Origin of the sequence: Fodinibius salsisoli, from assembly GCF_026229185.1 — a bacterium.
In the GTDB taxonomy this organism is placed as follows: domain Bacteria; phylum Bacteroidota; class Rhodothermia; order Balneolales; family Balneolaceae; genus Fodinibius; species Fodinibius salsisoli.
Window position 1 is genome coordinate 223,714 of the sequence record NZ_JAGGJA010000001.1, and the last position, 13,598, is coordinate 237,311.

The 13,598-nt window shown below is 41.1% G+C and carries 15 protein-coding genes; 5 read left to right on the forward strand and 10 right to left on the reverse strand.

What is annotated here, in order from left to right; all coding sequences use genetic code 11:
- Nucleotides 1–3: 3 nt before the first annotated feature.
- Complete coding sequence (locus J6I44_RS00765) at nt 4–741, reverse strand: flagellar hook-basal body protein (protein ID WP_265764020.1); 738 nt, start codon at nt 739–741, stop codon at nt 4–6.
- A gap of 248 nt (nt 742–989) precedes the next feature.
- Between J6I44_RS00765 and flhB the strand changes: the two genes are divergently transcribed.
- The 5 genes from flhB to J6I44_RS00790 all read left to right on the forward strand — a co-directional run bounded on the left by flhB (nt 990) and on the right by J6I44_RS00790 (nt 6,871).
- A complete protein-coding gene (gene flhB, locus J6I44_RS00770; protein WP_265764021.1) occupies nt 990–2,180 on the forward strand; it encodes a flagellar biosynthesis protein FlhB in 1,191 nt (396 codons plus the stop codon).
- A gap of 9 nt (nt 2,181–2,189) precedes the next feature.
- Nucleotides 2,190–4,292 carry a flagellar biosynthesis protein FlhA gene (gene flhA / locus J6I44_RS00775; protein WP_265764022.1) on the forward strand — a complete coding sequence of 701 codons (2,103 nt, stop codon included), beginning with the start codon at nt 2,190–2,192 and terminating at the stop codon, nt 4,290–4,292.
- On the forward strand, nt 4,289–5,782 hold the full coding sequence (locus J6I44_RS00780; RefSeq protein ID WP_265764023.1) for a P-loop NTPase family protein: 1,494 nt from the start codon (nt 4,289–4,291) through the stop codon (nt 5,780–5,782). The genes flhA and J6I44_RS00780 overlap by 4 nt, the downstream gene beginning before the upstream one ends.
- 85 nt (nt 5,783–5,867) lie before the next feature.
- Complete coding sequence (locus J6I44_RS00785; protein WP_265764024.1) at nt 5,868–6,104, forward strand: hypothetical protein; 237 nt, start codon at nt 5,868–5,870, stop codon at nt 6,102–6,104.
- A complete protein-coding gene (locus J6I44_RS00790) occupies nt 6,101–6,871 on the forward strand; it encodes a sigma-70 family RNA polymerase sigma factor (RefSeq protein WP_265764025.1) in 771 nt (256 codons plus the stop codon). Before J6I44_RS00785 ends, J6I44_RS00790 begins: the two co-directional genes overlap by 4 nt.
- Before the next feature lie 213 nt (nt 6,872–7,084).
- Here J6I44_RS00790 and fliR read toward each other — a convergent pair whose 3' ends face one another.
- Genes fliR through J6I44_RS00835 form a run of 9 tightly spaced genes read right to left on the reverse strand, consistent with a single transcriptional unit; the run spans nt 7,085 to nt 13,583 of the window.
- Nucleotides 7,085–7,861, reverse strand: coding sequence for a flagellar biosynthetic protein FliR (fliR, locus tag J6I44_RS00795; protein ID WP_265764026.1), 777 nt, complete (start codon nt 7,859–7,861; stop codon nt 7,085–7,087).
- Between the two features lie 31 nt (nt 7,862–7,892).
- Entirely contained in the window at nt 7,893–8,165 is a 273-nt protein-coding gene (locus J6I44_RS00800) for a flagellar biosynthetic protein FliQ (protein ID WP_265764027.1), read from the reverse strand.
- Between the two features lie 13 nt (nt 8,166–8,178).
- Nucleotides 8,179–8,973: a flagellar type III secretion system pore protein FliP gene (gene fliP / locus J6I44_RS00805; protein ID WP_265764028.1), complete on the reverse strand. Its 795-nt coding sequence runs from the start codon at nt 8,971–8,973 to the stop codon at nt 8,179–8,181.
- A 1-nt stretch (nt 8,974) separates the two neighbouring features.
- On the reverse strand, nt 8,975–9,535 hold the full coding sequence (locus J6I44_RS00810) for a flagellar biosynthetic protein FliO (protein ID WP_265764029.1): 561 nt from the start codon (nt 9,533–9,535) through the stop codon (nt 8,975–8,977).
- Nucleotides 9,519–10,523 (reverse strand): flagellar motor switch protein FliN, encoded by a 1,005-nt coding sequence (gene fliN, locus J6I44_RS00815; RefSeq protein ID WP_265764030.1) that lies wholly within the window; start codon nt 10,521–10,523, stop codon nt 9,519–9,521. The genes J6I44_RS00810 and fliN overlap by 17 nt, the downstream gene beginning before the upstream one ends.
- Before the next feature lie 8 nt (nt 10,524–10,531).
- On the reverse strand, nt 10,532–11,470 hold the full coding sequence (locus J6I44_RS00820; protein WP_265764031.1) for a flagellar motor switch protein FliM: 939 nt from the start codon (nt 11,468–11,470) through the stop codon (nt 10,532–10,534).
- 31 nt (nt 11,471–11,501) lie between these two features.
- Nucleotides 11,502–11,987, reverse strand: coding sequence for a flagellar basal body-associated FliL family protein (locus J6I44_RS00825; protein ID WP_265764032.1), 486 nt, complete (start codon nt 11,985–11,987; stop codon nt 11,502–11,504).
- The gene (locus J6I44_RS00830; RefSeq protein ID WP_265764033.1) at nt 11,977–12,741 is read right to left on the reverse strand and encodes an OmpA/MotB family protein; all 765 of its coding nucleotides are present in this window, start codon (nt 12,739–12,741) and stop codon (nt 11,977–11,979) included. The genes J6I44_RS00825 and J6I44_RS00830 overlap by 11 nt, the downstream gene beginning before the upstream one ends.
- Nucleotides 12,699–13,583 carry a motility protein A gene (locus J6I44_RS00835; protein WP_265764034.1) on the reverse strand — a complete coding sequence of 295 codons (885 nt, stop codon included), beginning with the start codon at nt 13,581–13,583 and terminating at the stop codon, nt 12,699–12,701. The genes J6I44_RS00830 and J6I44_RS00835 overlap by 43 nt, the downstream gene beginning before the upstream one ends.
- Nucleotides 13,584–13,598: the final 15 nt, after the last annotated feature.

A 13,598-nucleotide genomic window follows, 5' to 3' on the forward strand; every position in this document is an offset into this window, starting at 1 on the left:
AGATTAAAATTTCCCTAATTGCTGTGTAGCTCGGCCCATCATTTGATCAGTTGTTGTCATGGCTCGCTGCTGTGACTCAAACATTTTAGTCGTTTTCATCATATCCACCATTTCGGTTAGTGGATCAACGTTCGACGATTCATAATACCCCTGCATAACTTTGCTTGACGAATCATCTGCCATCGCCTCTTCAGGGGCACTTAAATAGTTGTTCCCTCTACGTTCTAACTTCGACGTATCCTCTACTTGAACAATTCGAAGTCGATCAAAAACTTCACCGTCCAAACGAATCGTCCCGTCATCGGCAACATCCAACGTTGCCTCATCGCCATCACGGCCCGTTGCCTTCAGATACTCCGGCATATAAATAGGACCAGAATCGCCCATTACACGCGATCCATTTTCATCCACCAAGAACCCGTTACTGTTAAAATGCATGCGGCCGTCACGCGATAGGTGAGCTCCCTCCCCATTTTCTACCACAAAAAAGCCCTTCCCTTTGATACCAAAATCAAGCGGATTTCCTGTAGGTTCAAGCACCCCTTGCTGCATATCAACCTGCTGCTGAGGAACAGCTTGGGTCACCATTTTGCCATCAATACGTTTCTGCACCATGTTTTGAAAAGTATTACTGCCCTTAAACCCCGGTGTATTAATATTTGCAAGGTTATTGGCCGTAACATCCTGCATCTTCATCAGCATCTGCATGGCCTGCATTTGAGCCTGTAATCGATCTATCATGTTTTGGGGACCTCCATTTTCCTGTTGACTAAAAATCCGGTTGCTCCGGCCGAGGTATGAGACGTTCAAATTCTATGCCACCAATAATTGACCTCACCAAAATTCCAGCTTTCTAAGCCGTGATAATCCACCTGTAAGATCACTCCTTAATATATAATGATGTATAAATTGCTCTTTTATATAGCCTAAAAACTTATTTAGAAGCCATTTATAGAGGTGTAACTGTAATCCCGAGAAATACTGCACAAATGGAAATGTTTTCCGTCATCGTGGATTATTTCTCCCTCACCAGCGCTAATGCCATCCCCAAAACACTTAAATCAATTATTCCGGAAATGGTACCATATTTGAATTATCAACACGTTATGGCGGATAACAAATCAGACCAAGAAAAAACAGAAGACCCCACACAGCGGAAGCTTGAGAAAGCACGTGAGGAGGGGCAAGTGGCCATCAGCACCGAAATTTCATCCGTGATGATTATGGTGGTTTCGGTATTAACTATCGTGGGTATGGGCGGATTTATGTATGGTCGGGTTGAAGCGCTTTTTGAAACATTTTTTTTAAACGCCCAAATGGCTGTCAATAATCAAAATCACGGGGTGGCTTATGTGGGACTTGCGTTCCGATACGGTATTGAAGCTATGACCCCTATTCTGATTGTCCTGATGGCTACCGCCTTGGTCGTTAACCTGATACAAACCAAAGGCGCTTTTTCGCTTAAAGCTATTCAGCCAAAATTCGAGAAGCTAAATCCCATTACCGGCATTCAAAATATCTTTTCCATGAAGGGGCTTGTAGAGCTCGGGAAGGGATTCTTCAAGTTGTTAATCATAGCTATTGTTGTTTACGTCACGGTCTTTTTTAATGTAGATCATTTCGTCTCTTTTACCGTAATGCCTTTGGAATACAACATTAGTGAGACTGGCACTTATGTACTCCTTTTTTTAGGCAGGACGTTAGTTGCTCTTTCTATCCTTGCCATTGTGGATGCCATTTACCAGCAGTATCAGCACAAAGAAGACCTTAAGATGAGTAAAAAAGAAGTAAAAGACGAACATAAAGAGTCCGAAGGCGACCCCCACATGAAAAATAAGCGAAAGGAGATGGGCCGGTCGCTGGTACAAAAACGCCTCGATCATGCGGTCATGGATTCGGATGTGGTCGTAACTAATCCAACGCACTATGCTATTGCGCTACAATACGACCCTGAAGAAAATAGCGCGCCGCTGGTTATGGCCAAGGGACAGCGACTGCGAGCTCAAAAGATTAAAGAATATGCCAAAGAATTTGATATTCCCATTGTAGAAAACAAACCCGTCGCCCAAGCGCTGTTTGCCTCGGCTGAGGTTGATCAGCATATCCCCGAAGATCTATATCGGGCAGTGGCCGAAATTCTTGCTTACGTTTATAAGCTTAAAAACAAACACAACATTTAACTGTAGGAAATGGCTTTTACAAATATTTCAACAAGCAAAATAAAGAACAGGTTTCTACAAACTGATGTTCTTATTTCATCAAGCATCATTATCATTTTGCTGATAATGATTATCCCATTTCCACCAATGCTGATGGACTTTTTCCTGGCATTAAATGTGTCGCTATCTATTATTGTCATGCTGGTAGCCTTTTACACACTCAAACCGCTTGAATTTGCCGTTTTCCCGGGCATGTTACTTATTCTAACCTTATTCCGTCTTTCACTAAACATCGCCTCTACACGACTGATCCTGAGTGAAGGGTATGCCGGATCTATCATTGAATCGTTTGGAGGATTTATTGTACAGGGCAATTATGTTATTGGGATCATTATTTTTGCTGTTCTCATCATTATTAACTTTGTAGTCATTACAAAAGGTGCCACGCGTATTGCCGAGGTGGGGGCACGTTTCACGTTGGATGCCATGCCGGGAAAACAAATGTCCATCGATGCCGATTTAAGTGCCGGACTCATTACCGATCAGGAGGCTAAAAAACGTCGTGAAGAAATTGCCCGTGAAGCTGATTTCTATGGCGCCATGGATGGTGCCAGCAAATTTGTTCGTGGTGATGTTATAGCTGGCCTGCTTATCACCTGCATCAACATTATAGGTGGATTGGTAATTGGCACGGTTCAAAATGGGATGGAACTGGCTGAAGCTGCTAAACTGTACACTTTGCTTACTATTGGTGATGGCTTGGTTTCACAAATTCCTGCACTACTTATATCTACCGCTGCCGGTATTATTGTTTCACGTACAGCTTCAAAAGGAAACCTAAGTAAAGAACTAACGAGCCAACTTTTAGGAGATCCCAAAATTCTTATACTGGGCGCCTGCTTTGTACTTTTTTTAGGCGCTATGCCAGGCATGCCTTTCATCCCCTTTGCACTAATGGGTGGTCTCTTCATTTTTCTTGCTTATAAACGACACCAAGCTGAAGAAGAAGCGAAGCAAGCCGAGGCTCAAGAACTACAAGAGTTACCCAAAGGCGAAACTGATACCGTCGAAGATTACTTGCTAATGGATACGCTTGAACTCGAAATTGGCTACAGCCTTATTTCAATGGTTGAGGAGCAACAAGATGGTGACCTGCTGGACCGTATCACATCGTTGCGCAAGCAGTTGGCTTCAGAGTTGGGCATCATTATTCCATCGGTACGTATCCGTGATAATGTACAGCTCAATGCCAACCGATATATCATTAAAATGCGCGGCATTGAGCAAGGGGACGGTGAACTGTTGCCTGATTACCACTTGGCCCTTGTCCCCTCTGATTTTGATGCCAACATCCAAGGCATTGAAACAAAAGATCCAACTTTTGGAATGGATGCCATCTGGGTAAGCGGAAAAAATAAATCAAAAGCGGAAAAATTTGGTCTTACGGTGATCGAAGCCGGCGCTGTCATTACCACCCACCTTATGGAAGTGCTCAAGAAAAATGCACACAAGCTTATTGATCGACAGATGGTAAAGCGATTGGTTGATAACATTGAAGAACAGTCACCTGCTCTTGTTGAAGAGCTTGTTCCTGAGGGCATGCGCATTGGGGAGATACAAAAAGTGCTTAAGCGCCTGCTGTGTGAGCGTATCCCCATCAACAACCTGGTTACCATTTTAGAAACCCTTGCTGATTACTGTCAACAGACTCAAAACACCGATGTGCTTACGGAATACTGCCGTGCATCGCTATCAGAGATTATCACAGAACGCTTTGTTGGGGACGAGAATGAAATTGTAGTTGTAATGATGAATTCCAATCTGGAATCGCGACTCATAAAACAAGCTCAACAGGGGGGGCTCAACGCTAATACGCTTGGGCTTGGACCCAATGTGGTAGAGCAACTCTACAAAAGTGCTTCAAGTACTTTTGAGAATATGATTCACCAAGGATATGACCCGGTTTTACTAACTTCCCCAGTGTTGCGACATACCCTTTTTGAGTTTTTGGCACCAATTTTGCCTGAAATAAATGTGTTGTCGTATAACGATATCAGCCAAAATGTGCAATTCCAAACGTTCGATCGACTGCGCATTGAACAAGCAGAATTAAATGAAGCTGCAACTGTATGATACTTAACAAATTCATAGACAAAACATTTAAAGCTGCCAAGCAAAGTGCACTGCAAATCTACAGGGATGACTATTCAATGCTGAAAAGCATCATACCCAAAGGGAAAAGCCACAAGGATGGGAAGGACACTTTCTCGCAACAGAAACAGCAAACTAAATCCAGGGATGAAAAAGACACGACAACCAAAAGAGCAACGGGGGGCGTTGTGTATGAGCGATCTGGAGAAAAAAAATCGCAAAATGACGACTCATCCGACAAGCAATTAAATAAAAAACTGGAATCTATTCGTAATTATGCCGCGCAGCAATCAATGGATGATAATAGCGAATCTATTGATCAGAAAGATACTTCCACTGATGCTGAACCATCCCCAACAAAATCCCAAGAGGAAGCTACCTCTCTGCAGTCGACAAATAATGTTTACAGTAGAAAAGATATCCGAAATCAATCGTCAGCAGGGAAGAAAGAGAATACAAAGCAGCAACCTCCGAGACAAGATTTTGATATCCTAACATTGAATAGTATGAATCCTTCTTCAGCGACAGAGAAGGTGCCACTGTACAATAAATTTGTCAAAGAGCTGCCAAACGGTGTGTCGCCAGCTCCTGGCAATAAAGAAGAAAATGGAAAAAACAGTGCTACTGACATTCACAAACGCTTAGACCGGCTGGAATCACTGATGCATTTGGCCCTTTCCACACCCGATACGGCTTATTCTGAACATCCCCTTTTTCACAGGCTGCTACACAAAGGCGTATCTCAAAAATTGATTCACAAGTGCTTTGAGCGTATCACCGAGCAAGGCATTCAACCACATCAGCAGCCTGAGCTGTTTCATTCTAAACTACTGCACCATATTGATGAGTTACTGCGGCAATCAAAAGCAGGAAAGCCTAAACAAGTTTTGCTATTTGCTGGTCGATCCGGAGCGGGTAAAACCCACTTAATTATGAAACTGGCATCGTTACCTGATTTGGGGACTGATAAAAATATAGCTATTGCATCTTTTGCACCAACGAATGGCAGCGCAAAAAATAAATATAGCATTTTAGAACCATTTTGCGATGATCAAGGCATCGATTTTTTCTGGACAAGAAATAAAGAACAGGTCAAAGATTCCATCCCAAAGTGGAAAAAGTACGACCACGTCCTGATCGATACCCCTGCCCTTGAAATGGAAGAACAAACACTGATTGGAGACATCATGGTCTTAAAAGAACTTCTAGAAAAAAAGATGGAAATAGAAACGCACTACTTGATTAATACGGCGGTCAATGGTACAGCTTTTAACGATCCGCTGGCAAAAGATATTGATACAGATCACATTGCATTTACCCACATTGATCAATCTCTTAAATGGGGAAAAACAGTCCAACTTTTAGCCAACACTGATTATAAATTGCGGTACATCAGCAGTGGTCCTACTATTTCGGACAACCTTTTTGTATTTGATCCTGAAAAATTTGCCCATAAACTTTTACAAGCGTAATTATAACCGAAATAATAATTACAAGCATGCCTTGCAAATATCGTGCTACACATGAAATTATAAGGAATAATAAAATATTAGGAATATGTTACTACGAATTATAGCAGTTATATCTCTTATCCAATTTCTATTGCTCATGGTATCGGGTAAAAGCATGAACATTGCTCTTTACCGTGGTTTAGTGGTATTCCTGATTTTATTTTCCCTGATATATATCTCGATATTCTTGCTGAATATCGTACAAAATAATACCAACGCAATGTCTAAGGGATCAGCTGCAGCAGAAGGCAGTGATAAATCACAGAACGAAAGTGGAAAATGATGATGAGTGACAAATCACTACAAGAGCTTGCCGAGCTTTACTGCGAAGAACCATCCGATGGATTGCGGAATTCGATTATCAGCAAATCGATGCCGCTTATCCGCAGCATTATTGGCAAGGTTAACATCCCTGACCAACCGTTAACGCAAAAAGAAGATATTGAAAGTGCCGGTATAAGCGGACTCATCCAAGCGATGGATTCGTATGATAGCAGTCGCAACATCAAGTTTAATACCTTTGTCTACTATCGAATTCGTGGTAATATCATCGATTACCTCCGTAAAATAGACCAGCTTCCTCGGCAAAAACGCAAGGATTATGGTATTGTCAAAAGAGTTATCAAAAAACTTTCTCAAAAGCTTGGCCGTAAACCCAGCGACGAAGAGGTAGCCCGCGAGCTGGATATGGATTTAAAGGATTATCGTCAACTTCTTTCCAACGTACAGACGCGCAATGCCCTTTCGCTCGACAGCAGCTTCAATAACGATGACTCGAACTCCTTTTATGAGGTGCACAAAAATGCTGATGCGGAAATACCTGACCAAAACCTTCTGAACAAGGAGCGGAATCAGATCCTTAAAGAAAAGATTGGTGAGCTTGAAGAGCGTGACCGACTCATTCTCACACTCTACTATTATGAGGATATGACCATGCAAGAAGTTGCTATGCTACTTGAACTTTCAGAAGCACGCATCTCACAACTTATTGGCAAAATTCTTATTCAACTGAAAGATGATTTGATTAAAGAAAAAGTCACAGTTGGCTAACCTCTTCCCCACTGATTGGCTATACTTACTGCTTATCCCGCCTATTATATTTTGGTTAGGATCACAACTCTTAGCGCTATGCTCGCCAGATAAGCATTATCTCTTCTCTAAACAGTACTTTGAAGCTCGTATTTTAGCCCCCCACATTTTTTCATCTCAACCGTCTTACACATTACGAAACTGATGGTTGTAAAACAAAACCCATTCATACTATCAGGCCATGGTACCCAATAAGTTAACCAGATATTGAAACAAACGCTCAAACATTTTTCCGAAAGCGTCTGGCATGTATGGAAGCAACCAAGAAAGCAACGTAAAGCCCAATAATAGCTTAATAGGAATAGCGATAAAGAGAATATTGGCCTGAGGCATAATACGAGCAAAAATTGCCAGAGAAAGATCTAAAATAAAAAGCACAACTAAGAATGGGGCTGCAATCTGTACGGCTATAACAAAGAGGTAGTTGGCCACCTCAAGCATGAAAGGACCTGCCTGCTTCAGGTTTGCCTGATTAAGTGGTATCACCTCGAAACTCTTAACCAGTCCATTAATAAAAATTTTGTCTCCATCCATCGATAAAAAAACAAAGATGGCCAGCAAGCTAAATAGATTCCCCACTACATCAGTCTTTTGCTGGGTCATCGTGTTTACAATTTGGGCAAAACTCAATGTAATCTTAAGACTAATTAATCGCCCTGCCATTTCGATGCCTGCAAAAATTAATTGCCCAACTAATCCCATTGCAACACCCACAAGTAACTCTAACACAATAGCTGAAGCCACAAAAGGAAGCGTAGGCCTTAATAGCCCCATGACACTTTCTTCGGGAATCACAAAAGACAAAATAAAGGTTAAGATGAGCGATAGAAACAGCTTAACTCGACGTGGAAAAGCGGCCGAATTAAAATAAGGCGCTGTCATTATTAGGCTACTAATCCGCACGAATATAAGGAATAGTCCCAGTATATACGTTGATGATAACAGCGTCATTATAACATTATTAGCCTCTTAGTTATCTCGGTTATGAATTTATCAGTTCGGGAATTATTTCAATGACACGTTCGGTAAAACCGATGGCATATTGTAGCATAAAACCAAAGGAGAAGAATAGGATAAGAGCCACAACAATCATCTTTGGTACATAGCTAAGCGTAAGCTCCTGAATTGATGTAGCCGCTTGAAAGATAGCAACACCCAAGCCAATAACCACAGCACCGATCAATGGGGGGGCAGATAGTGTTACAACTGCTGTTAACATTTCCTGTAACCAAAATAAGGCCGTTTCTGTATTCATAATTTTCCATCTTTTAATTAAAACTTTGTACCAGTGATTGTACCAGCAGATACCATCCGTCGGTAAGCACAAATACCAGAATTTTAAACGGCAGAGACACCAATACCGGGGGCAAAAACATGATACCCATCGAAAGTAGTACCGCTGATACCACTAAATCAATAACGACAAACGGCAGATAGATCATAAAACCAATCTGAAAAGCTACCCGAAGTTCGCTCATTACAAAAGAGGGAACCACAATATAAAAGGGCATTTCTTCTACGCTGTCTACGGATTCTATTTCCACCATATCCATAAAAAAGAGCAGCTCCTTTTCACGCGTCTGTTTAACCATGAACTCCTTTAAGGGCGTCGAAGCCTCTCCCAGTGCCTCCATCTGCGTGATCTCTTCGTTCAGGTATGGTTGTACGGCATCATCATTCACCTGTTGAAAGGTAGGCATCATGATAAAAATGGTGAGAAACAGCGCCAGCCCTATTAATACTTTATTAGGAGGCGACTGTTGGGTGCCAAGACCCATCCGTAAAAAGAAAAAGACAATGACAATACGCGTAAAGCTCGTCATCATTGTAATAAAGGCAGATCCGAACGACAAAACGGTAACCAAAATTAATGCTTGTATAGCTACCGAAAGGTCTTCGCCTTCCATCCCCAAATCGATGGTGGGAGCAGCTTGCAAGAATGCGGGCACACCTAATCCAGTATAGGAGAGAGAACTTGCCCATCCACTAACAGGTAACAGTAGTACCAACAAGCTGCCGATAATCCCAATTTTTTTCCAAGAAAAAATTCCGGACATGTTCATGTTATGACATCTGCCTTTTCAAGAGCTTCCTAAATACATCCTTCTTTTTAGAGTCCTGCTCTTGCGATTTCTCTTTCCATTCTTCCCGGGGATATCGGTGTAGCAAATTCACTGTGCTGGAAGTCACGCCTACAACCCATACCTCTTGGTTTATTTCGACAATTTTGAGCTTTGCCCCTTCTCCCAACACATGGCTGTCTAATTCTCGCCCCCTCCGCCCGGAACGTCCTGATTGCTTACGGTCGACCCAAAACCAGACCATCACCAAAACAACCAGCAGCACTAAAAAGGTAATAAGTCCATTGGTAAATACGCCCGATGGCTGTTTATATGACTGTATATCATCAGCTTTATCCTCAACATTGGAGGAAGAAGAAATAACCTGCTCCGTAGAATCCGTTTCTGCCTTAATATATTCTTTAGCACTGGAGCCTTGACTGTAATCGATGTGTGACAAGGTAAATAGCCACATCAGCAGTAATACGACCGCAAGGCCGAGAACAATTTTTAAAATCTTGCTGGGGGGGGCATCCAGCGAAGAAAGCTTATCCCTCAGATCCATCTTTAATTTTAGCCAATCGTTTTTTGGTTGTCACAAGACTTGAAATACGGACCCCGAAATGTTCATCAATGACAACAACTTCGCCAAGGGCAATGCGGTTGCCGTTTACTAACACATCTACCGGTTCACCGGCCAATTTTTCAAGCTCAATGACTGAGCCCTTTGCCAGCTCCAACACTTTACCCAACGGTAATTCAATACGTCCAAGCTCAACCGAGACATCCAATTCCACATCTTTCAACAGATCCATACTGTGTGCTTCGCCATTGCCATTGTCATTTTCATCCGAAAATTCAGCAAATTCAATGTGTCGGGCTGAGATTACTTTTTCTTTCTTTCTTTCTTTAGGCTCAGCCTTAGCGTCAATTGTTGAAAAATCGTCCTCATCATCACTTTGCTCAAGCGAACTTAATTCGTCGATAGAACTCTTGCTCTTGCTATCGTCTTCTTCTGCCTCATCAGTACTTTCTTCTTCATCAACCTCGATTTCAGTATCAGGGTCGCCCATTAAAAATTCAGCTCGCACTACATCGTCAGCAATCCCTTCAATATCAAGTTTAGACCAACCATATTCTTCGTGTCTTAACTCCTTTTTCAGTTCTTCTTTTGAGAGAACCCGCACCTCTCCAAAATCAAGATCTAACTCATTGGAGCTGGCTTCCTCTTTAATTGCTGCTGCCAAATCATCTGCAAAATCTTCAAGCAGTCCAATTGTTTGTTCATTCTTTTCTTTTTCTTCAATACCCAACATAATGCTCGACAGCAGCCCAAACCATTCTTGATCGAGCACCACGATAACATCAGTACTAACATTTTGTTCACGCGCATAAAGATATACATCCGTATTGTTTAAGTGCTCCTGAACAAACTCTTGGTCAACATCTTTAAAAGCATCAATACTAATATCGGTCTCCTCAAGTAAAATCGAGGTCAAAAACTCTTCTATTGTCGGCAGGTACTGCTCTAAAGTTTCTTGTGGAATATCCATAACTGAATTTATATAACTTCCTGTTCGTTAATCTCTTCTATCAAATCGTAAATTTTCACAGCTCGGCGACCATGTATGACGCCTGGATAGGCTGACATCTTATGTACATTATTTACTTTTACCTTCAGGGGTTGATCGGTCCGCTGTTCAAGTGGTATTACATCACCTTCTTTTAGACCAATAATATCTTGTACCGATATTGTGGTTTCTCCCAGCAATGGTTTAATGCTAACAGCGGCATCTGAAAGCGTATATTTGTATGATTTCAACTGTTCGTCAGTAAGCTCAACAGTTTCGGTTTTTTTACCCTTTTTCAAGACCGAATTATTCATCGCTTCTTTTAAAAGACTGTACGGATAAGAAAGGTGGAAATTGGCTTTTTTATCCCCAAATGAAACAGAAATCTGTACCACAATGGTGGGATCAACCGAAGCCATATGAATATTTTCGGGCTTACTCTCAAAGGTTGATGACTGAATTTCGAATTCCATATAGGGTTCCCAAGCCATCAAAATTTCATCAGTGATATTATTTACAATACGAGAAACAATTTTTTCCTCGATCGTAGTAAGCGTTCTTCGCTCCGAAATATCGCCTCCATAGCCACCGCTTTGGCGCTCTACCAGATGTATGCAAAACCCTGGCGGCATCACCATAATAATATTACCGGATGATGAATCATCAACCGATAACAAATAGATAACACTCGGACTTTTTATTTTGTTGATAAATTTACTTGAAGAGAGCTGATCAATTTTTTCAAGACTCACATCAACCTTTTTACGTAGCGCGCTACCAAATATTCGGCTTATGCTTCGAGCAAAAATATCATGCAATGAACGAAGGTTACGCATGATCTCTTTACTAAACAGCTTAGGCTGCTTAAAGTCATAGGTCTCTACATATTTAACATTCCCAAGCTGTTGCCCGGGCTCTTGCGATTCCATAAATACTGTTTCGTTCGGATATTTATTAACATCATTGCATTACGTATTTAGAATAATACAAATTGCGTACCGAACGAGAATTGATGGCCTGGTTAATTAACCGGACCAGTTCAATCCGTAAATCCTCTTTACCCTGAACACCAATCAAATCAGAGACTGTTTTGGCAGAAAGGTACTTAATGATATTGTTCCGAATCTTTGACCTGTTGTCTTCAATTAGCTGTTGATCCTCTATACTATCCAGTTCAAGAGATAATTGAACCAATAAGTAACGCTGGCCGTTAGTCCCGGCCGGATTTACGATAATCTCTTTTAGTTCAGCCTTTCCTCGTTCTTCGGGCATTAGACTTTTCGTATAGCTATAAATAGCCTCATAATTTTTATTAATGATAGAATATGCAGCAAAAAACTGGCCCAGAACTAAAGCCAATATTAGGAAATATTTTCCAAATCTTAGAAAAATTGACTGCTTCAATTTCTTCTTATTTTTTATAGGTCCTTTCTTTTTATTCGCCATACCGACCTCTTTTCTTCATTACTTCATGTAGCACAATACCCTCAAGTGAATCAGGATTTATGCCTGAAGCATCAATTTGTATGGTTTCCTTTTCTTGCTCATAATTGATATAAATTTCCACCCTTCGATTTCGTCGGCGCCCTTCCGAGTTATTGTTTGATGCTACTGGTCGAAATTCTCCATAACTGCTTGCTTCAAACTTCTCTGATGCAAGAGTTGCCTCACGATTTAAAAATAACACCACCGAGACAGCTCGAGCAGCCCCTAAATGCCAGTTGGTACGATATATTGAACTATCTGAAATCGGCACATTATCAGTATGTCCATGCGTTTTCACTTCACTCACTTCACCATCGATGGCCAGAGCAATACGCTCTAAAACAATTTCTGAGCGTTTTAACAATTGTGCAGAACCACTCTCAAACGTAAGAGAATCATTAAGTGTAACCTTAACGCCTTCATCTGTTTTTTCGATATCAACTTCTTGTGAATACCCTTGCTCTTCCAAAAAACTTTGCACCTGTTGCCACTCCTTGCGTAGTGTTCCATCATCTTTTTGCTCACTGGCGCTATCTTTTGTAAAAACGACACTGCTCGAATTTTGGAAATAAGCCATGATATCATTAAAGGTAGATTCGTCAATACCCGGTGTTAACACATACAATAACACAAAGAAAACCAACAACAGCGTAACAAGGTCGCTGTAAGTTGTCATCCAGTTTCCACTTCCAGATCTTCGTTCAATTTCTCCCATTCTTCACTCTGATATTTAGGCCATTTTTGAAAAAGTCTATCTTCACGATCAGTACCATACGGCAATTTCTCATGGAATTTTTTATACTCTGCGCGCTGCTTAGGGGCGAGATAAATCAACATTTTATTTTCCATAATGCGTGGATTTTCTTCCTCAACCATCGACAGGATACCTACGCGAAACATTTCTTTACGGTTTAAATCCAGCTTGCTCAAATACTCTAATTTTCCGGCCAATGGACCCAATACCATATTTGCCAAAATAGTACCATAAAGCGTTGTGATAAGGGCTACAGCCAATCCAGAACCAAGAGATTCGGGGTCCTGAATATTTTGAAGCATCAGAATCATTCCTATCAATGTCCCGATCATCCCAAAAGCTGGTGAATACTCCGACATCGAGTCCAATACTTTAACCGATATCGATAACTGGCGCTCTTGGCTTTGAATTTCATCATCTAAAATATTGCTTAAACTTTCTTTGTTATATCCATCAACAGCCAACTGCAAACCATTCTGTAAAAAATCATTATCAATATTACCGATCTCATCATCGATAACCAGCAATCCTTTGGTACGTACTTTCTTAGCAAACATCCGCATTAATTCCATATCGGTTCGTAGGTCTACCGATTTAGCTCCCATCATCCTACCAATTGTCAAGAAGCTGTATTTGATATTTTCATAGCTATAGTTCACCAAAGTTGCTGCTAAGACACCACCGGCAACAATTAAAAATGCTGACAAACTCGCAAATACTATTAAGCTACCTTGCAGCACAATAGCCATTAAAATCAAGGTAAACCCAGAAACAAATCCTATTATTGTTGATCTATCTAACATAGATATGGTTATCGT